At 49.3% G+C, this 20,754-nt stretch carries 19 protein-coding genes; 11 read left to right on the top strand and 8 right to left on the bottom strand.

Annotated features, from left to right (window positions below):
- Positions 1-35: 35 nt before the first annotated feature.
- From ACI0FR_RS04240 to ACI0FR_RS04230, 3 genes are all read right to left on the bottom strand, one after another.
- Positions 36-1,328, bottom strand: a complete 1,293-nt coding sequence (locus ACI0FR_RS04240) for a cell wall hydrolase (RefSeq protein WP_374829755.1) — start codon at positions 1,326-1,328, stop codon at positions 36-38.
- Between the two features lie 321 nt (positions 1,329-1,649).
- Positions 1,650-3,110 (bottom strand): ribosome biogenesis GTPase Der, encoded by a 1,461-nt coding sequence (gene der / locus ACI0FR_RS04235; RefSeq protein WP_404906451.1) that lies wholly within the window; start codon positions 3,108-3,110, stop codon positions 1,650-1,652.
- Between the two features lie 113 nt (positions 3,111-3,223).
- The gene (locus tag ACI0FR_RS04230; RefSeq protein WP_374829751.1) at positions 3,224-3,895 is read right to left on the bottom strand and encodes a tetratricopeptide repeat protein; all 672 of its coding nucleotides are present in this window, start codon (positions 3,893-3,895) and stop codon (positions 3,224-3,226) included.
- A gap of 344 nt (positions 3,896-4,239) precedes the next feature.
- On the opposite strand from ACI0FR_RS04230, the gene ACI0FR_RS04225 reads away from it, so the two are divergent.
- Positions 4,240-5,208 (top strand): polysaccharide deacetylase family protein, encoded by a 969-nt coding sequence (locus tag ACI0FR_RS04225; protein ID WP_404906453.1) that lies wholly within the window; start codon positions 4,240-4,242, stop codon positions 5,206-5,208.
- A gap of 54 nt (positions 5,209-5,262) precedes the next feature.
- Here ACI0FR_RS04225 and ACI0FR_RS04220 read toward each other — a convergent pair whose 3' ends face one another.
- From ACI0FR_RS04220 to dsbD, 5 genes are all read right to left on the bottom strand, one after another.
- Positions 5,263-5,610, bottom strand: coding sequence for an ArsC family reductase (locus ACI0FR_RS04220; RefSeq protein WP_374829747.1), 348 nt, complete (start codon positions 5,608-5,610; stop codon positions 5,263-5,265).
- A 141-nt stretch (positions 5,611-5,751) separates the two neighbouring features.
- Complete coding sequence (locus ACI0FR_RS04215; protein ID WP_374829745.1) at positions 5,752-6,363, bottom strand: DsbA family protein; 612 nt, start codon at positions 6,361-6,363, stop codon at positions 5,752-5,754.
- 1 nt (position 6,364) lies between these two features.
- The gene (locus ACI0FR_RS04210) at positions 6,365-7,144 is read right to left on the bottom strand and encodes a L,D-transpeptidase (RefSeq protein WP_374829743.1); all 780 of its coding nucleotides are present in this window, start codon (positions 7,142-7,144) and stop codon (positions 6,365-6,367) included.
- A 34-nt stretch (positions 7,145-7,178) separates the two neighbouring features.
- Positions 7,179-7,976 carry a prolipoprotein diacylglyceryl transferase family protein gene (locus tag ACI0FR_RS04205; RefSeq protein WP_404906456.1) on the bottom strand — a complete coding sequence of 266 codons (798 nt, stop codon included), beginning with the start codon at positions 7,974-7,976 and terminating at the stop codon, positions 7,179-7,181.
- A gap of 1 nt (position 7,977) precedes the next feature.
- Positions 7,978-9,816 carry a protein-disulfide reductase DsbD gene (dsbD, locus tag ACI0FR_RS04200; RefSeq protein ID WP_404906457.1) on the bottom strand — a complete coding sequence of 613 codons (1,839 nt, stop codon included), beginning with the start codon at positions 9,814-9,816 and terminating at the stop codon, positions 7,978-7,980.
- 140 nt (positions 9,817-9,956) lie between these two features.
- Between dsbD and ACI0FR_RS04195 the strand changes: the two genes are divergently transcribed.
- The 10 genes from ACI0FR_RS04195 (at position 9,957) to ccoS (ending at position 20,593) form a co-directional block, all read left to right on the top strand.
- A complete protein-coding gene (locus ACI0FR_RS04195) occupies positions 9,957-10,622 on the top strand; it encodes a response regulator (RefSeq protein ID WP_374829737.1) in 666 nt (221 codons plus the stop codon).
- Positions 10,619-11,974, top strand: a complete 1,356-nt coding sequence (locus ACI0FR_RS04190) for an ATP-binding protein (RefSeq protein WP_374829735.1) — start codon at positions 10,619-10,621, stop codon at positions 11,972-11,974. The genes ACI0FR_RS04195 and ACI0FR_RS04190 overlap by 4 nt, the downstream gene beginning before the upstream one ends.
- Before the next feature lie 595 nt (positions 11,975-12,569).
- Entirely contained in the window at positions 12,570-14,189 is a 1,620-nt protein-coding gene (gene ccoN, locus ACI0FR_RS04185) for a cytochrome-c oxidase, cbb3-type subunit I (RefSeq protein ID WP_374829733.1), read from the top strand.
- Between the two features lie 13 nt (positions 14,190-14,202).
- Entirely contained in the window at positions 14,203-14,934 is a 732-nt protein-coding gene (ccoO, locus tag ACI0FR_RS04180) for a cytochrome-c oxidase, cbb3-type subunit II (protein ID WP_374829731.1), read from the top strand.
- 11 nt (positions 14,935-14,945) lie between these two features.
- Positions 14,946-15,104 carry a cbb3-type cytochrome c oxidase subunit 3 gene (locus ACI0FR_RS04175; protein ID WP_374829729.1) on the top strand — a complete coding sequence of 53 codons (159 nt, stop codon included), beginning with the start codon at positions 14,946-14,948 and terminating at the stop codon, positions 15,102-15,104.
- Positions 15,097-15,960: a cytochrome-c oxidase, cbb3-type subunit III gene (gene ccoP, locus ACI0FR_RS04170; protein ID WP_374829727.1), complete on the top strand. Its 864-nt coding sequence runs from the start codon at positions 15,097-15,099 to the stop codon at positions 15,958-15,960. The genes ACI0FR_RS04175 and ccoP overlap by 8 nt, the downstream gene beginning before the upstream one ends.
- Positions 15,961-16,132: 172 nt before the next feature.
- Positions 16,133-17,689, top strand: a complete 1,557-nt coding sequence (gene ccoG / locus ACI0FR_RS04165) for a cytochrome c oxidase accessory protein CcoG (protein WP_404906459.1) — start codon at positions 16,133-16,135, stop codon at positions 17,687-17,689.
- Positions 17,689-18,186, top strand: coding sequence for a FixH family protein (locus ACI0FR_RS04160; protein ID WP_374829723.1), 498 nt, complete (start codon positions 17,689-17,691; stop codon positions 18,184-18,186). The genes ccoG and ACI0FR_RS04160 overlap by 1 nt, the downstream gene beginning before the upstream one ends.
- Positions 18,183-20,453, top strand: coding sequence for a cation-translocating P-type ATPase (locus ACI0FR_RS04155; RefSeq protein ID WP_404906460.1), 2,271 nt, complete (start codon positions 18,183-18,185; stop codon positions 20,451-20,453). Before ACI0FR_RS04160 ends, ACI0FR_RS04155 begins: the two co-directional genes overlap by 4 nt.
- Complete coding sequence (ccoS, locus tag ACI0FR_RS04150; RefSeq protein ID WP_374829719.1) at positions 20,450-20,593, top strand: cbb3-type cytochrome oxidase assembly protein CcoS; 144 nt, start codon at positions 20,450-20,452, stop codon at positions 20,591-20,593. The genes ACI0FR_RS04155 and ccoS overlap by 4 nt, the downstream gene beginning before the upstream one ends.
- The last annotated feature ends 161 nt before the right edge of the window (positions 20,594-20,754 follow it).

Below are 20,754 nucleotides of genomic sequence, written 5' to 3'. Positions count from 1 at the left end.
AAACAGTATATTTATAGCCGCGAATCTCTTGAAAATCAGCTCCAGCCTCCATAGCGGGTACGATAAAAAATATGCAGCCCGATTTGTGCCACCTTCACCATTGTCGGCCCCCATTTGGGGCTGACATAAGTGGCATGGTAATGCGTGGCCGACCCCACTTCCGGCAACCAAATCTGACCCGCAGAAACCGTTTTTGCCACTTGCTTTGCCATCTCCCACTCAGCCTTTTCGGTCACACGATGCTTTTGTCCGTCGCATGCGAAAGAAAACTGGCAGGCATTCAACATATTCTTATTTTGATAAACGACGCCGCAGATTGTTGATGGATAAGCCGGATTTCTGACACGATTTAATACAACCTGTGCAACACCAACCTGCCCTTTAACGGTCTCGCCACGGGCTTCATAATAGATAGCCTCGGCCAAACACTGCTGCTCTTTCTTCTCAAATGCGCTCGGAGGCAAAGGTGCCGCAGCCCATGCGTGATCTTTGGGACCGATTGGCGGAACAAAACGCCCGTCAGATTCATCCGGCGTCAGAATCGTTTCAAAAGGTGAATTTCGTGCATAATCAGGTTTTACCGGCGCATAACCAAGTGCCAGAGAATCAGGCGTATCATTTGTAATGAGGCTTGCCAGCATCGTTGGTACCGGCACTTTAGGCTTAGCTACGACCGGCCGGTGAAAAGCCATGGTTATGGCCACTTCTTGTCCTTCGATCGGCGATTTGTCAAAGCGCATAAGCGCATCGGTCTTTTCAGCAGGATTTGAAATCATACTGACACGATCAAACAAACTGCCTGCGCTAAAAGCACGATGCGGAGCAATTGGCGCAATCGTGACGATTCGCCCTTGCTTGTCACCGCGCACAATACGCCCCTCGTCCGGATCTGGATCATCAACACCTAGCTTGGCCTGACGATTCACGCCCCCAACGGCAACCTTGCCAATTCCTTCAACATTGACGCCAGCCGCCGCAACAGAACCAGTGATCAGTGATGCATCAACAAATTGCATTTCGGCCTTATGAACGGAGCCTGCAGGCGCAGGTGTCATATAAGCCGTCCAGCGGTTTTCGCCCTGCTCAGATGACGTGACAAGGCTTGCCATATCTTGAAAAGCAATCGCCGTAGTACTGAGAAGACTGAACGCTGCCGCCATCATGGCTGGCGCGACAATACCTCGACGTGACGGCTCAACGCGCGGATAAGCGCGCACGGAATAATAACGCCCATCCTCAGGGCAATAACCCTGAGCCGGATATTGCCACTCTGTCTGTGACAGGCCTTTGGAACGGCGGCCAAATTTCCGCAGTGACAAAAAGCGCACCGGACTCTCCACTCAATTAACACTGAACTCACTCAACTGACGCCGATAATGAAGTATTAACCTTGATGGATAGTTAACAAAATTACATTAATCTCTCGGTAATATTAGTAAATCATTTATTAAATTAAGTATATTTATTTAATTTTACATTATATGTAGTGTTTTATTTAAGTAAACTATTAAAGTAATTATAAAGTACGAAGTTTTTAAAACTATAAAAATATCGAAGAGCAATTACTAAAATTTATAAATTAAATTTAAAAACAAAAAAAGCTCCGGAAAATAATCCGGAGCTTATAACTCATTGAGAATAGCTTAAAATCAGCGCTTTTTCTTTGCCTTATGAGCATAAGGATTTTCCGATGTACGCAATGACAAACGGATTGGAACCCCCGGCATATCGAATGTGTCACGCAAACCATTAATCAAATAACGGACATAAGATTGCGGCATCACATCGGGACGCGAGCAAGAAACCACAAACCCCGGCGGGCGTGTCTTGATCTGCGTCATATATTTGATCTTCAGACGACGACCGGCAACGGCTGGCGGCGGATGATGGGTAATTACTCCTTCCAGCCAACGGTTCAGCTTACCGGTTGAAATACGACGGTTCCAGATTTCATCTGTAACCGCCACATTTTCCATCAGCTTATCAATGCCCTGCCCGCGCTCACCGGAAATCGGCACAGCACGGATACCGCGCACCTGCGGCAACAAACGGGTTGTTTTCTCGTAAAGATCAGCGAGCACCATCTGGCGGTCTTCCACCAAATCCCATTTGTTAAAAGCGATGACCGGCGCACGACCTTCACGAATGATCAGATCGGCGATCTGCAAATCCTGCTTTTCAAACGGAATAGTCGCATCAAGAACAATGATGACAACTTCCGCAAAGCGAATGGCATTGAGACCATCAGAAACCGCAAGCTTTTCGAGCTTTTCCTGTACGCGGGATTTGCGACGAAGACCGGCGGTATCAAAGAGCTTGATCTGACGTCCACGCCATTCCCAGTCGACCGAAATCGAATCACGGGTAATGCCAGCCTCGGGGCCGGTCAGCAGACGGTCTTCACCAAGCATAGTATTGATCAGTGTCGACTTACCCGCATTCGGGCGCCCGACAATGGCAATCCGCAATGGCTTGGTCGGATCATAGGACGGCACATTTTCCGCATCAGGATCTTCAATATCATCCCCAATAAGCGAGCCGACCACCGCAGGTGCAAAAGCTTCATCTGCCGCCGCGGCTGCTTCCTCTGCCTTTTGACGGGCGAAAACACGCTCTTCACCAAGTGCCTCAACAATAGCATCACGCAGATCAGCCATACCAAGACCGTGTTCGGCAGAGATCGGCCATGGATCACCAAGACCGAGCTGATAGGCATCATAAAGGCCGCCCTGGCTGCCGCGCGCTTCGGTTTTGTTCACAACCAGAATAACCGGACGGCCGGCTTTGCGCACCATTTCACCAAAGGTCAAATCGGCAGGTGTCACACCGGATTTTGCATCGACAACAAACAAAATAGCGTCGGCTTCGGTTATTGCCAGTTCTGTCTGGGCACGCATACGCGCTTCCAGCGTATCATTGGCTGCATCTTCCAAACCTGCCGTATCGATAACCTGAAATATCAGATCATAAAGTTTCGCATCATGCATCCGGCGGTCGCGCGTGACGCCCGGCAGGTCATCCACCAGCGCGAGCTTGCGCCCGACCAGTCGGTTGAACAAAGTTGACTTGCCGACATTCGGACGTCCGATAATAGCAAGAGTAAAAGACATTGAAGGGCTTTCCCCATATCGTCATAAGAGCACCTGAAAGCAAAGCCATCAGATGCCCCGTTTTTCGTTGTTTTAATACCGTCCATCAAACAGCGGCATTATTCGTAAAAATATCAACCTTCAGACAAAGTGCCTGCACCACGCATCAGATCGAGCATGGTGTTGGCGCGCTGGCGAAGATTAGGCGGTGCAAGCGCATCATCAGCATTCTGCTTGAACAGTTTGGCCGCATCTTCATTGCGCCCAGCTTTCCATGCTGCCAATGCCAATGTTTCACGCGCACTGTGACGCATCGGATTGCTGTCTGCCGACAGTGTCTCCACGCGTTTGGCCACATCATCATAAGAGCCGTTATCGACCAGAATATAAGCTGCGCGCAAACGTGCCATATCACGCAAAGGTGCAGGAATTGCATTATCCTGTGAAGCCTTATCAAAAGCTTCTACGGCAGCTTTGGCATCGCCCTTTTGCAAAAGAACAGTTGCTGCACGCAGTTGCGCTAATGCCGGATAAGAACCATAGCCGGTATTTTCCAGATCATCGAGCGCGATTAAAGCCTCATCATTTTTGCCCTCAGAGGCCAGATCAAGCGCTGCCAAAAACTTGTCGCCCGAAGCAGAAGACTTGCTTGCAGTCCAGCTGGTATAGCCGACATTGGCAGCCGTTCCCAAAACAATGGCCACTGCACAACCGATAATCAATGGACCAAACCGCCGCCAGACTGCTTTTGCCTGATCGGACCGGAGTTCCTCATTTACCTCGCGAATGAAGCTATCGTCTGCCATGAACCTGCCGTCGAACCTTGAGTTTCTATTTGCTTTAATACCGATTGAGAGTAGCGGTAAAAAAGCTGATCACTTTAACTTAAATGAGCTTTTAATCGGAATTTGCAGCATTTGTAAGCCCCGACAGACAAATAAGCTGCCGCTTCCACCACAAGTCTGATTATTCTCTGATATCAATGACCTGACCTTTGCCACATTCAACATCTAGAAAACAGCCCTGTTGACCGACATCTGCATTATAAATGCGGTTATAACAACCCGTTTAAAAGAATCAGGAACACAGAAATCTTCCGTGCGTGCTTTTTATGTCCGCTATTCTGTCCGAACTATGATTGGCCTTGTTAATGCATTTTTTCAATTTTGCCGCCGCCTTTGTTTTGATTTTCAGCCAAACCGCAATGGCTGCAACAGCGGCAGAACCCAAAACCCAATATGTGCTGATTTCTTTTGATGGCGCGCATGACAATGCCTTGTGGGCGAGAAGCCGCGAATTTGCCAAGCAGACGGATGTCAAATTTACCTATTTTCTCTCCTGCGTCTTTTTATTGCAGCGCGCCGACCGCAGCCAGTATCAGCCGCCCAAATTAAAACGCGGCAGCTCCAATGTAGGCTTTGCAATGGACAAACCAGAGGTCGAAACCCGCCTTGAACATATCTGGCAGGCACATCTGGAAGGCCATGAGATTGCCAGTCACGGCTGCGGCCATTTTGACGGCAAAACATGGAGCGCCAAAGACTGGGATCAGGAGATCAACGAATTCAAACGGATCACTGCCCAAGCTTATAAAGATAATGCCATTGCCGGAGAACCGGCGGAATGGCAGGATTTTGTCGCCAATAAAATTACCGGCTTTCGTGCGCCCTATTTATCCGATGATAAACCAGTGCAGGATGCGCTGAGAAAGAACGGCTTTATTTATCAAGCATCGGGTGTTGCCAATGCTCCAGAGGGCCCGACCATCAAGCAAGGTTTGGCAACTTTCGGCCTGCCGCTTATTCCGGAAGGGCCATCCAAGCGCCCCGTTATCGCGATGGACTATAATTTATATGTGCGCCACTCCAAGGGTAAAGAGCAGCCGCAACAATCCGCCGCCTTTGAAGAGCGCAGCTATCAGGCTTTCAAAAGAGCTTTTGAAAAACAATATAATGGCAAACGCGCACCGTTTCAGATGGGCTTTCATTTTGTGCTGATGAATGATGGCGCTTATTGGCGCGCTATGGAGCGTCTGGCACGCGAGGTTTGCGACAAGCCGGATGTAAAATGCACCAGCTATCAAAATTATCTGGCGGAAACCTCGGCACTTTCCCGCTAGCAACACATAAGAAGAGCGGCTATCCAACCAGCCACTCTTCTTATACTGCACATCTTATTTGAAAAACTCTTCGTAAAGCTCAGGCTTGAAGCCGACAATAATCTGATCGTCTTTAATCAAAACCGGACGCTTGATCATCGATGGTTGTGCCAGCATCAAATGAATTGCTTTTTGCTCGTTCAAATCAGCGCGGTCTTCTTCAGGTAATTTGCGAAAAGTGGTACCGGCACGGTTCAGAAGTTTTTCCCAACCAACCTGGCTTGCCCATTGCTTGAGATCAGCCTCAGCGACACCTTCTTTTTTATAATCGTGAAATTTATAGTCGATGCCCACACTCTCCAGCCAATTGAAGGCCTTGCGCATCGTATCGCAGCTTTTAATCCCATAAATTGTCACGCTCATCGCTTAACTCTCTGATTCATTTCACTACACATAGACTTCTAAAGCATCGGCACATTGAAATGAACCGCAAGCTTTACCAAAATAGGAAGGCAGGCGTTCCACACACCTGCCTTTTTAAGTCTTCGCCTGACTTGCAAGGAATCAGCCGGCGCGCGCCATTTTAATGGCTTCGATCAAATCTTTTTCCTTCATCACACCACCATATAAACGGGTGCCGATCACGAAAGACGGTGTGCCGCCAAAGTTAAAGGCATCACCCTGCGCCATATTGCGCTGCAAAATACCGTCGATCTTGCTGGCATGTTTTTTATAGGTGGCTTCAAGCTTTGCCGGATCGAGGCCACCCTTTTTCAAAGCTGCATCCACCTGCTCTTTGGTCAGGCGACCGGGTGTTTTCATCAAGGCTTCCATCGCCTTCACATATTGGCCGTTTTCTTCTGCTGCCAAAACAAGATTTGCGGCATAAGTGGAAGTCTCACCAAAGATCACCCAGTCTTTCATGACAAGGCGGACATTGCCGTCACGTTTCACCACATCCAGCAATTCACCATGCCCTTTTTTGCAATAAGGGCACTGATAATCGAAAAATTCCACAATTGTGACATCGCCTTTAGGGTTTCCCAGTACGGGAATTTCCGGATCATAGAGCACATCATTGACGCTTGGCATATTCTGGGCAAAAGCTGCCGTCCCAAGCATCATGCCCGCAGTGCCAGCAACGGAAGCTGCTAAAATCTGACGTCGGTTCAACATATCAAAATTCTCCTTTTCCGGATTCCTGCTGGTTCAGCACCACCACTTTGGAGCCTGCCGGTACGCGCTTGTGCAGATCAAGAATATCTTGGTTGAACAGGCGGATACAGCCGGATGATGCAGCCTTGCCGACTGTCCATGGCTGGTTCGTGCCATGGATGCGATAAAGTGTATCTTGCCCGTTGCGGTGCAAATAAAGGGCACGCGCACCAAGTGGATTGCTGACGCCACCTTCCAACCCGCTGGCATATTTTGCGTAATGTTCAGGATTACGCTTGATCATATTTTGTGTTGGCGTCCAGCGCGGCCATGAGGCTTTGCGCGCAATATCTGCTGTGCCGGAAAATGCTAAACCTGCGCGCCCCACACCGACGGCATAACGCATGGCGCGATCATTCGGCATCACCAGATAAAGATGCCGTTTGTAAGGATCGACAATCACTGTACCAACCGGATGCGAGGTTTTATAATTAACCTCCTGACGCAGATTGCGCTTTTCAACCTTGAAGACATCAATCGCCGGAATGATTTTGCCATTGTCGTTAACGGCCGCATACATTTTCTCATAACCGCTTAATTCAACAGTTTTCGGCTCTTCCTTAGGCTTGGCAGCTTCAACCGGTGTAACAGGTGCCGTCAAAGGCACGGCAACTGTTGCACCGGCTGTGGTTGCAGGCTTGGTGGTGTTGCAGGCGGCGAGCAACAAAGGCAAAACGCCCAGCACCAACAAACGTCCGGCCATATTTCCGGTGTAGTTTTTGATATGTGAAGTGATTGTCACAGTGATGTCCTTCATTCTGTGCTTATTTTCAGCTTTAGTTGCTGAGGCGATTGATATTTGATTGCAATGTTTCGCGCGATATTTCGCCAAGATGTGCAGATTTTAATATTCCGTCGGCACTGATAAATAGGGTTGCAGGTAAACCGGGTGCCCCGTAATGGCGCGATAGATCAGAAAACTGATCGATAATAATTTGTGGCAACTCTATCTTATGTTGCTGCAAATATTTCTCGATTGCAGCCTGCCCCTCGCCTTGATTGGCAAAGATAAATTCTGCCTGATCACTATTGGCGGCCAGATCCGCCATCATCGGCATTTCGCGGCGGCATGGCGGGCACCAGCTTGCCCAGAGATTAACCACCAGTGGTTTGCCACTCGTCTGGCCAAAGCTGAATTCTTGCGCTTGCATAGTTTGGAAACTTTGCGGCGGCAAGGCAATGGCTTGCGTTGCACCAGTTAAAATGCCGATACCGTTCCAAACAAAGACCGCACATGCCACCGGCACCAGTGCCCAAAAGCGCAAGACCATTGATGGCAATGCAAACACAATCGCCAGCACAATCGCAACAGCTGCACCGGGCCAATAAAAGCCACCCTGCCAAAGCGCAAAAATCCGCATTGGCTCTTGAGAGAAACTCTCCCAGTTTAAAACAACATGGCCAAGACGCGCTCCAACCACCGTGCCAATCAGTACAATCCATGACCAGCGATTAAAGCGCTGATCGACTTTGCTGCTCATCACGCCGGTGATGATCAAAAAGGCAGCCATTGCCAGCACCACTGCAAAGCGGCTGCCATCCATCACCAAAGGCCCCATCGACACAGCATTCATATCAGGCACCGCCTGCTTTGGCAGCAGAACTGGTCAATGTTGATGTGGTAACATTACCAACCAGACGCGTATCAGCCACTTCTTTTGATTGCTCATTAAAGAAAATCATTGTCGGAGGCCCCGCGACGCGAAGCTGGCGCATCAGCTTGTCATTTTCAGGCGTCACATCGGACAAATCCACTTTGACCAAATCAAAATCGGTCAGACCACGACGCACAGCCATATCGGTCAAAACCGAGCGTTCGATTGTGTGGCAAGCCACGCACCAGTCGGCGGTAAAATATACCAGTGTCGGGCGCTCCTGCTTAGCCTGCTGCAAATTGGTCTGCAACTGCTGTGATGAACCGACATTGGCAAAGTGCAATGCCGGAACAGAGGCACCTGATTGTCCGCCGGAAGCGACAAGCGGCGCCAAAGGTTTCAACGGATCAACACCCCCCAGAGAAGCACCAAGCATGAGGATGGCACCATAGACCACGGCCGTCGTTGCAGCCGTGCGTGCAATCACACGGAAACCAATGCGGTGCCATTCTTTGGCAAACAGATAGGCTGAGAACGCAAAGAGCAAGATCGCCCACAAGAACAGATCAGCGCCCAGTGGCAATAAAGGTGCCGCCATCCAAATGGATGTTGCGAGAAAGCCAAAACCAAACAAGGTTTTGACATTTTCCATCCAGCCACCGGCACGCGGCAAAACTGAACTGCCGAAAGTGGCTAGAATGATCAGCGGAATTCCCTTACCGAGGCCGAGCGCAAAAAGTGCCGCAGCGCCCAAACTTACATTGGCGGTCTGCGCAATATAAAGCAGCGCACCAGCCAAAGGTGCGGTGACACAAGGCCCGACAATCAAAACAGAGCTAAAACCCAGCACGGCAGCAGAGCCAAGCGAGCCCTTGCCGCTACCGGTGCGGCGGCTGACAGCACTCATCCAGCTGCTTGGGAGTTGCAACTCATAAAGCCCAAACATTGAAAGCGCCAGAACGACGAAGACTATGGCAACGGCCAGTGCCAGCCAAGGCGACTGCAAAGCCATTTGCAAATTTTGCCCCGACCATCCGGCCACTGCCCCGATCAATGCAAAGCCCAATGCCAGCGCCACCACATAAGTCGAGGTCAGCAAGAAGCCGCGCATTGGGGTAAGCTTGTCGCCTTCACGCGCCAAAGTACCTGCCACGATCGGATACATCGGAAAAACACATGGGGTGAATGCCAGCAAAATACCAAAGGCCAGAAAGCTCAACAGCAAGAAACCAGTCCCGCCACGCTCCAGCAATGACTGGATCATGCCTTTGTCTTGGGTAATCTGAAAAGTATCGGTTGAGGCAGAGGCTGGCGCAGTTGAACTGGTTGCAACAGGCGCATTATTTACAGGCGCTTCCATTTTCCATTGCACCGCAGCAGAAGAAGAAGATTGCGCGACACCTCCACCAAACGGATTGCTGGCAGCCAATGTTAGCGGATCAATGGTGCGGGTTTCCGGACGATAGCAAATACCGTCATTCTGGCAGCCCTGATAAGTCAATGTCACCGGTTGATCATTTTTCAGATCGAACGAAACAGTGGTGCGATTGAAATAAACCTGCATCGCGCCAAAGGTCGGGTCATCTTTCATGATGCCTTCAGGCGCATCAATGACCAGCTTGTTGCCTTGTATATCAGTTGCTTCAATATGATCTTTATAAAGATAATAGCCATCATGAATATTCCAGCTGACAACCAGTTTGTGATCGTCAGCACTCAATATCTGCAAACGAAATGCTTCATCCACCGGCAGTGGCGATGCTGTTGCATTGATAACGGATGATATTAACATCATTAATATCACTGTTAGCAGTCTCATAAATCGGCTCCGGTCATGTAATAATAAAATAATTGATTTGGTTCCATGAGCAATCAATGAAACATACACCTTAAGCCAGCCTTAAGATAAGCCTGCAACATTAGGAATAGTAAAAGTTTAAAAAGTAACGGGTTTTATATATGCGCATCTTGGTGGTCGAGGATGATCCCATTCTTATGGACGGTTTGAGCGTCGGGCTCAACATTGCCGGTTTTACCGTTGATGCAGTCGCCAGCTGCGAAGATGCTTATAGCGCCATCGCCTCGCAAAACTATGATGCACTGGTGCTTGATCTGATGCTGCCGGATGGTTCGGGATTGGATATATTGGCGCAGCTCAGACGCAACAAAAATGACCTGCCTGTGCTTCTGCTTACTGCGCGCGACCAGATTGCCGACCGTATCGCAGGCCTTGATGCCGGTGCTGATGATTATGTCGGCAAGCCTTTTGATCTGGATGAACTGGCCGCACGTATACGCGCCATTGCGCGGCGCAGCAATGGCCGCTCATCGGGCAAAATCGAGTGGCAGGATGTGGTGCTTGATCCGGCACAGATGACCGTTCACCGCGGAGATATTTTACTTAAATTCACCCGCCGCGAATTTGCGGTGTTACGCGCATTGATGGAGCGCCCCAATGCGACCTTTTCCAAAACAGCGCTTGAGGAAGCGCTTTATGGCTGGCAGGAGGAAGTGGAGAGCAATGCCGTTGAAGTGCATATCCATCATCTTCGTGCCAAATTAGGAGCCAAATTCATCAAGACCGTGCGCGGCCTTGGCTACAGATTGTCAGAACAAGAACTATGAGTTCCATCCGCAAACGCCTGATTACCATTCTTATCGGCACCACCTGCCTTGTCTGGCTGTTTGCCGTCGGCTGGATTTATCTCAGCACACAGGCAGAAGTGAAAAAAGTGCTTGATGCGCGCTTGATGGAATCCGCCCATATGGTCAATTCTCTTCTCACCGACCGGCGGGTTGAAGTGGGCGATGAAGGCGGCATCGGGCAATTTACCCCAAAACCCATTCCGGATTTTCCAAATTACGACCGGCAATTATTCTGCCAGATTTGGTCACTTGACGGCAATCTGGTCGGACGCTCGGCCAGCGCTCCCAAAGATATGCTGACTAAAACCAGCAACGGTTTTTCCAATACGGTTGTATCGGGTTCCACTTGGCGCGTTTATACTATTGAAAACACCCAGCTTGGCATGCGCATTATGGTGGGCGATAATATGAGCGTGCGTAACAGTTTGGTGCGCGATGTTATCACCGGTTTGCTATTACCCGCACTGTTGATTTTCCCGTTTCTGGCAGGGTTGATCTGGATTAGCGTGCGGCGCGGTCTATTACCGTTGAGCACCCTTGCTTCAACTTTGTCAAAACGCTCAGCCGACGATTTAAGCCCGCTGGAAGAAAGCAACCTGCCTAGCGAAATCGCACCGGCTGTTAATGCGCTGAACGGCCTGTTCAACCGTGTCGAAGAAGCCCGTGAACGTGAAAAAAGCTTTGCGATTTTTGCCGCGCATGAACTCAAGACACCTTTGGCAGGACTTAAAACGCAAGCTCATATTGCCATGAACAGCAAGGATGAGCACGTACGTGACAATGCAATGCGCCAGATCTCCACCGGTGTCGAGCGAACCACCAGGCTGGTCAAACAACTGCTTGATCTGGCTTCACTGGAAACCGATGAGGAACCGGTTAAACCGACAAAAGAATATGCCGGAAAACTGATGCATTTGATTGCACAAGATTTGCGTTTGCTAACACAGCCTAAAAAAATCATCATCCAAATTGATGAACCGTGCGAAAATTTGAAAATCAAAGATGCGCAACTCTTCACACTGGCTCTGCGTAATATTTTGGAAAATGCCGTCAACCACTCCCCTGAAGGCGCAAAGATCTATTGCTCGTGCAAAAGGGAAGCGGACAAGGTATCGATCATCGTCGAGGATGAAGGTCCCGGCATTCCAGCAGACGAGCTACCGCATATCAGCGAGAGGTTTTTTCGCGGGCGTTATAAATCTGAAAACGGCAGCGGATTAGGGCTGGCAATCGTGCAGGCTGCTGCCAAGCGCATGCATGCGACGGTGCATTTTATCAACCGTGAGGCGAGTGGAGTGAAAGTTCTGCTGGAAATGCCGATCATCCATTAATAACTGTTTGATTTTACTCGGGAGAGCTGTGTTTTGCTGCTTATACACAGAAAAACACCTCTTACATATTGTCGCAGACATAGCGATAAATGAATATGCAACACTGCAATTTAAATCATAATCCTACAAACTTAGTAGCAATTATTATGATGAAACCCAGAAAATCGAATATAACGACATGCTAAAATAAAAATAGCACCTGACAAAATTAAAGAATTACACATTAAAAAAAATTAATTATTATAATATATCTCAACAATACAGCAAATTTAAAAATTGAACAACAAACTATTCTTTTAAACTAATCTTTCAGCAACATTTAATAGATATAGATTACATTCAACTTATTTTGATAAAGCGATAAAAAAGCTGCGGCAGACTGTAGCAGTTCTTATTCTGAAAGAATCTGCGATATATACGGAAATTTCCGTCCGCATTGTAGCTGTGGGTATCATTGATTGAAATCAATGACCTTGGCTCCACAATTGTAGATAGAAAATCAGAGTCATAACTGTTCTGGCGCCGACGCATCTTGCATCCCAAAGTCTTCCGGTGACCAAAGCAGTGTTTTGTCATGCGCCGCGAGGGGACTTTTATGAACTACGCAGCTGGAACCGTCATATCCGGACTGTTGGCATTGTCTGCAATGCTGATGGCCGGATTTTCACATGATGAGCTCTTCAGAACTCATATGTGGATTACATTTGCTGTTATAGCAATTTTCACTATTCTGCTTTTGCGTAATGCAGATTACAGCCTGAAACCAAAAGAAACCGACCCGAGCACCTATCTCGACGGCCCTATCCGTTACGGTGTTATCGCCACCGTCTTCTGGGGTGTCGTCGGTTTTCTCGTCGGTGTCGTCATCGCAGCGCAGCTTGCATTTCCGAGTTTAAACCTTGAACCATGGCTGAATTTTGGCCGTGTTCGCCCTCTGCATACATCAGCAGTGATTTTTGCGTTCTGTGGTAATGCTCTGATCGCATCATCATTCTATGTTGTGCAGCGTACCTGCCGCGCCCGTCTTTTCGGCGGCGATCTGGCATGGTTTGTGTTCTGGGGTTATCAGCTGTTTCTTATCATGGCAGCCACAGGCTACCTGCTCGGCATTACCCAATCCCGCGAATATGCGGAACCTGAATGGTATGTCGATATCTGGCTGACCATTGTCTGGGTTGCCTATCTGGCTGTCTTCCTCGGCACAGTCCTGCGCCGTAAAGAACCACATATTTATGTGGCCAACTGGTTTTATCTCTCATTCATCGTAACTATTGCGATGTTGCACATCATCAACAATCTGGCGATCCCTGTTTCATTCCTCGGCACCAAAAGCTACTCAGCTTTCTCAGGCGTTCAGGATGCCGTTACCCAGTGGTGGTATGGTCATAACGCGGTTGCGTTCTTCTTGACCGTTCCTTTCCTGGCGATGATGTATTATTTCGTACCGAAGCAGGTAAACCGTCCGGTTTACTCCTATCGTTTGTCGATTGTGCACTTCTGGTCGATCATCTTCCTTTATATCTGGGCTGGCCCTCACCACCTGCATTATACCGCTCTGCCTGACTGGGCACAAACCCTTGGCATGGTCTTCTCGATCATGCTGTGGATGCCTTCATGGGGTGGTATGATCAACGGTCTGATGACACTTTCGGGTGCGTGGGATAAAGTTCGCACTGATCCGATCGTCCGTATGATGGTTGCTGCTATTGCCTTCTACGGTATGGCGACCTTCGAAGGTCCGCTGATGTCGATCAAGGCCGTCAACTCCCTCTCGCACTACACAGACTGGACCATTGGTCACGTTCATGCCGGTGCCTTGGGCTGGAACGGTATGATCACCTTTGGTGCTGTTTACTACCTCACACCAAGATTGTGGAAACGTGAGCGCCTTTACTCCATCCGTATGGTTAACTGGCACTTCTGGCTCGCAACCCTCGGTATCGTTCTTTACGCCGCTTCAATGTGGGTAGCCGGTATTCAGCAGGGTCTGATGTGGCGCGAATATGATGATCAGGGCTTCCTTGTTTACTCTTTCGCCGAAACAGTGATCGCCATGTTCCCATATTATGTCATGCGTACTCTTGGCGGCGTGATGTATCTGACAGGTGGTATCCTGATGGCCTGGAACGTCTACATGACAATCCGCGGCAAACTCAGAAACGAACAAGCCATTCCTGGCTCGACACCTGCACCTGCCATGCAGCCAGCCGAATAAGGAACGTTGATCTATGTCATTTCTTAAAAAGCACTCAGCGATTGAGAAAAACGCCACGCTCTTGCTCATCGGCTCGTTGTTCGTGGTGACAATCGGCGGTATCGTTGAAATCGCCCCGCTGTTCTGGTTGCAGAACACCATCGAGAAGGTGGAGGGCATGCGCCCTTATTCACCGCTCGAACTTGCCGGACGTAATATTTACGTCCGGGAAGGTTGCTATCTCTGCCACAGTCAGATGATCCGGCCGTTCCGTGATGAGGTGGAGCGTTATGGTCACTATTCGCTGGCAGCTGAAAGCATGTATGACCATTCTTTCCAGTGGGGTTCCAAGCGTACAGGTCCTGATCTGGCGCGTGTAGGCGGGCGTTATTCGAACGAATGGCATGTGCAGCATTTGATCGAGCCACGTAAAATCGTGCCGGAATCCGTGATGCCAAGCTATGCGTTCCTGAAAGACACACCGCTCAAAGTCACTAATATGTCTGCCGATCTAAAGGCAAATATTGCTGTTGGTGTGCCTTACAGCCAAGAGATGCTGGATAATGCAGAAGCAGATTTGATCGCACAGGCAACCCCTGATGCCGATACAGATGATTTGCTGGCACGTTACCCTAAAGCCAAGACCGGTGACTTTGACGGCAATCCGTCACAGATTACCGAAATGGACGCTCTTGTTGCCTATCTTCAGATGCTGGGAACGTTGGTTGACTTCTCAACTTACGATCAGTCGCCTAAGGCGCGATAAGGAGTTTAGTCATGGATTATAATACATTACGCGAATTTGCCGACAGTTGGGGCTTATTGGCAATGGCATTGTTCTTTGTCTTTGTCGTTGCCTTCACCTTTCGCCCCGGCAGCAAGAAAAAAGCTGATGAAATAAAAGACATCCCGTTCAAGGATGATAAAAATGACTAAAAGAGAAGTTGATGAAGTCACCGGCGTTGAGACGACCGGCCATGAGTGGGACGGCATCCGCGAACTTGACAACCCAATGCCACGCTGGTGGCTTTGGACCTGGTATGCGACAATTGCCTGGGCACTTGCCTATGTCATTGCCTATCCGGCATGGCCACTGATCTCATCGTCTACCGGCGGTGTGCTGGAATGGTCGAGCCGTGGTGCTTTCTGGCAGGAGAATGCTGCGGTTGAAGCAAGCCGTCAGGACATTATCGATGCCATTAAAGCCAAAGATGTCAATGAAATTGTTGCCGACGACACACTGCGTCAATATGCGATTGCAGGCGGCGCAGCTGCGTTCAAAGTCAACTGCGTTCAGTGCCATGGTTCAGGTGCGCAAGGCGCGCCAGGTTTCCCTAATCTGAATGATGATGACTGGCTCTGGGGTGGTTCGCTTGAGGATATCCTCGAAACCATTCAGCATGGCGTTCGCAATGAAGAAGACGATGATACCCGCATGTCGCAGATGCCTGCTTATGCAGACGTCTTAGAACCTGAAGAAATCCGTGATGTTGCAGCTTATGTAGTAAGCTTAAGCGGCACACCACGCGATGCTTCACTCGTTCCGGCCGGCGAACAAGTTTTTGCCGATAACTGTGCCGTTTGTCATGGTGACGATGCCAAGGGTGTACGTGACTTCGGCGCTCCGAACCTGACCGATGCGATTTGGCTCTATGGTTCGGGCGAAGATGCAATCATGCGTCAGGTCGAGCATCCGCAGCACGGCGTTATGCCTGCATGGGGTGAACGTCTGGGCGACGCTACTGTCAAACAGCTGGCAATCTATGTTCACTCCCTTGGTGGCGGTGAATAAACACAATTATTCCGGAAGGCAGTTATCTGCCTTCCGGTTCTCTGCTTCTTTATATGCTTTCCTAAGTCATTAACGGTTTGCTCAAGCCCGGCACGATTTAGGCAAACATATATTGAAATGTGGGTGTCGCACCCTCCCCCCCATCCTGTGCGATACTCAAAAGGAGTGGAAGATGTCAGATCATTCAGACGTCGAACAGATCGATGCCAAAGCGGTCAACTCGCCTAAAACCCGTCAGGCACTCTATGCTGCACGTGTAAAAATTTTCCCCAAACGTGTTGTCGGTGAATTCCGCAACTTTAAATGGATCGTGATGTTTGTCACACTCTCCATTTATTATCTGACCCCATGGCTGCGTTGGAATCGTGGTGAATTTGCACCTGATCAAGCGGTTTTGATCGACATTGCCAATCGACGCTTCTATTTCTTCTTTATCGAAATCTGGCCACAAGAATTTTACTATATTGCCGGATTGCTGATTATGGCGGGGCTCGGGCTCTTCCTGCTGACTTCGGCAGCAGGACGCGCATGGTGCGGATATACTTGTCCGCAAACCGTCTGGGTTGATCTTTTCCTTGTGATTGAACGCGCCATTGAGGGCGACCGTAATGCACGTATCAAGCTCAACAACAGCCCGTACACTGCCAATAAAATCATCAAACGCGTTCTGAAACACGGAATATGGCTGCTGATTGCCGTCATGACTGGCGGCGCATGGATTTTCTATTTTGCCGATGCGCCGACATTGTTCATGGACGTCATCACCGGCTACGCCGAACCCGTGGCTTATATTACCGTGGCCATTCTCACCGCAACCACTTATGTTTTTGGCGGATTACTGCGTGAACAGGTCTGTACCTATATGTGCCCTTGGCCACGTATTCAGGCAGCCATGCTCGATGAAAATTCATTGACGGTCACCTATAATGACTGGCGTGGTGAACCACGCACACGCGGCTCGAAAAAAGCCATTGCTGCGGGCGCGGTTGTTGGTGATTGCGTGGATTGCAACGCTTGTGTAGCGGTTTGTCCGATGGGGATTGATATCCGCGACGGCCAGCAACTCGAATGTATTACCTGTGCGCTTTGCATCGATGCCTGTAACTCGGTTATGGATAAAATCGGCAAACCGCGCGGATTGATTTCTTATGCCACCCTTAATGATTACCATGCCAATATGAACCTTGCGACCAACAACGGCACCGAGCCGGTTGAACCTGCACGCGTTTATGAAGCACCAAACAAGTTCAAAGATGCCGTTCATCTGATTTCATTGAAAAAAATCCTGCGTCCACGCACTATGATTTACTTCACGATCTGGGCTTTGGTCGGCATGATGTTGCTTGGCTCTCTTTACATGCGCGACCGCATCGGCGTGAATGTGCTGCAAGATAGAAACCCGCAATATGTTCTCTTGTCTGACGGTTCGATCCGCAATGGTTATACTGTCAAACTACTCAATATGATCCCGCAGCCGCGCGAATTCAGCGTCTCGATTGAAGGCTTGCCCAATGCGACAGTTTCACTGCAAGACGTTGAGCCGACCGGAGAAGGTAACTATATTATACCTGTAGATCCGGACCGTCTGAAAACCCTCAGACTGTTCGTCAGTATACCGGCACGTGAAATTACCGATGCCCGAACCACTTACACCATTCGGGTCAGCGATGTTGAAGGCAAAGAAACTGCCACCTACAAAGCGACCTTTATTGCACCGGAGAAAAACTGATGACTGATAAAAGCATGACAAGCCGTGGATTCACTGGTTGGCACATGTTGGGCATCATGTGCCTGTTCTTCGGCGTGATCATTTCCGTCAACCTGACGATGGCATATTTTGCCATCGGAAGCTGGAGTGGTCTGGTGGTCAAGAACTCCTATGTCGCCAGTCAGGAGTTTAACGAAAAGGCGATTACCGGCAAAGAACAGGCAGCCCTGCAATGGGAAGTCATCCTTGACTATAAAAACGGTGAATTCAGCTATCAACTGACCAACAATGAGGGACTAGCGGTTGAAGCCACACATGCCACTGCACATTTCAAGCGCCCTGTTGGCGATGCGAACGACACCACTGTCGAACTCGAAAAAATTGCTGATGGGCATTTTAAATCAAAAGTTGAGCTGGGCGAAGGCGCATGGATTGTTGAAATCAATGCAGAAGCAGGTCTGGATGATCCTTATCGCCAAATCCGTCGCTTCATCATTGTTAATGGTGAATATAAATGAGCTGTTGCGCCCCGAATGCTCAAAGCCTGAGTGCTGGCCAGATTTACTCACCTGATGAGCTGCTTCTTGCAAGCCGCAAGCTCGGCGATGGCTTACGTCAAATTGATCTGTCAGTGCCGGGTATTCATTGCGCATTATGCATTCAGACCGTTGAAAAGGCTCTAAATGCAGAACCACAGGTTAAATATGCCCGTGTCAATCTCTCTTCCAAACGGGTAACCGTACGCTGGAATGAAGACGCGACCCCGCCGGCCCTGATCGACATCATCAACAAGGCCGGCTATGACGCGCATATTTTTGAGTTGGGCAAAGAAAAAGATGAGGTTTTGACCCGTCTTATTATTGCGCTTGCCGTTGCAGGTTTTGCCAGCAGTAACATCATGCTGCTTTCAGTGTCGGTCTGGTCGGGTGCAGAAGCTGCAACGCGCGATCTGTTCCATTGGATTTCGGCACTGATTGCTTTGCCGACCATGATTTTTTCAGGTCGTATTTTCTACGAATCCGCATGGCGTGGTCTGAAGGCCGGTCGCCTGAATATGGACTTTCCGATTTCAGTAGCCATCTCGCTTGCTTTCATTATGAGCTTGTATGAAACCATTCATAGTGGTCAACATGCATATTTTGATGCTTCCGTATCATTGCTGTTCTTCCTGCTGATCGGTCGAACCCTTGACCATGTGATGCGTGAACGGGCTCGTTCTGCCGTGCGTGGCCTTTCGCAATTTGCTGCGCGCGGTGCCATTGTTGTCAGCGAAAATGGTGAGCGCAATTATCTGCCGACTGATGAAATCAAACCGGATATGCAGATCATTCTGGCAGCTGGCGAACGCGTACCGGTCGATGCGAAAATTGAAGACGGCTATTCGGAACTCGATTGTTCGATTGCAACCGGTGAAAGTCTGGCCGTACCGGTTGGTCCTGGTTCCGATATCCGTGCCGGTACGCTCAATCTAACCGGCCCGTTGGTGATCCGGGCAACCGCTTCAGCCAGCAACAGCTTTCTGGCCGAAATGGTACGTCTGATGGATATGGCAGAAGGTGGCCGTGCCCGTTATCGCCGTGTTGCCGACCGCGCCGCAGAACTTTATGCACCTGCAGTCCATCTCACCGCCTTCTCGGCTTTCCTGATCTGGATGTTCATCAGCGGTGACTGGTACAAGTCGATTTATATCGGCATTTCTACCCTCATCATCACTTGTCCTTGTGCGCTTGGCCTTTCCGTGCCGATTGTACAAGTGATCGCTGCACGTCGCTTGTTTGAAAACGGCATCATGATCAAAGACGGTTCTGCCATGGAGCGAATGACTGAAATTGATCATGTGATTTTCGACAAGACCGGAACGTTGACCTTAGGCCAACCTTGGTTGATCGGTCTGGATAAAATTCCAGCCGAACATCTGGAAATGGCGGCAGAGCTTTCCCTTTATTCGCTGCATCCGCTATCGCGTGCACTTACAAAATTTGCTGCCCAAAACCAAACGACACGTTTTGAGCTTATTGAAGAAGTTCCGGGATCGGGCATCCAAGCTGTTAAGGATGGCACAACTTATCAGCTTGGCCGTCGCGAATGGATTTCTAATGAAGTTTCAACAACACCGGCAGATGGCCCGCAAACATGCCTGGCGATCAATGGCGAGATTGTACAAGTCTTCAACTTTGAAGATCGCCCGCGCGCTGATGCACTGGAAGCGGTCAACAAACTGAAGAAAAGTGGCCTGAAGCTTGGCATCATGTCAGGTGACAAAATCGGCGTTGTTCAGTCTCTTGCCAAATATCTCGGCATTGAGCGCTTTCAGGGCGAAGTACTGCCCGCAGATAAAACCAAACTGGTGCAAAAAATCAGCAATGAAGGCGGCAAAGTGCTGATGGTCGGCGATGGTCTCAATGACGCCCCTGCCCTCGTTGCAGCCCATGTCTCCATGGCACCAGCCACTGCGGCGGATATCGGCCGTAACGCTGCCGATTTCGTGTTCCTGCGTGAAAGCCTCGCAGCCGTTCCGGTTGCACATGCTGTGTCACATGAAGCCAATAAACTGATCCGTCAAAATTTCATCATTTCGATCGGTTATAATTTCTTGGCTGTACCATTTGCAGTGCTTGGCTTTGTCACACCGCTGGTGGCAGCACTGGCTATGTCAATTTCTTCTATTGTTGTGATCAGTAATGCGTTACGATTAAAAGCAGGCAGAGCAGAAGCAAAGAAAATCAAAGCGGCCGATGAAAAATTACAGGCCGCGCCAACCACTTGGAAGGCTGTAAATCGTTGAGTATCTTATTATTCCTCATACCTATTGCGCTGTTTTTGGGCGGATTGTGGCTGGTGATGTTTCTTTGGACACTCAAGAGCGGCCAATATGAGGATATGGACGGAGCAGCGAGTCGCATTCTGATTGATCACGAAGACTGATCAGCTTTCAATAAAACTGAAAAATCGCGCAAACACTTGAAATTTGAGTTTTGCGCGATTTTTTTATGCATAAAATCCAATAAAATCAGCAATTTCGGCCTATTAACAATAGAGAATGCAATTATTTTAAAATTAGTACTTGCCATCTCACTTTCACTTCG

It is taken from the genome of Paenochrobactrum sp. BZR 201-1 (assembly GCF_044987585.2).
Classification (GTDB): Bacteria; Pseudomonadota; Alphaproteobacteria; order Rhizobiales; family Rhizobiaceae; genus Paenochrobactrum; species Paenochrobactrum pullorum.
Note: the sequence above shows the minus strand (reverse complement) of the source record. Positions and strands in the feature narration are given on the sequence as shown.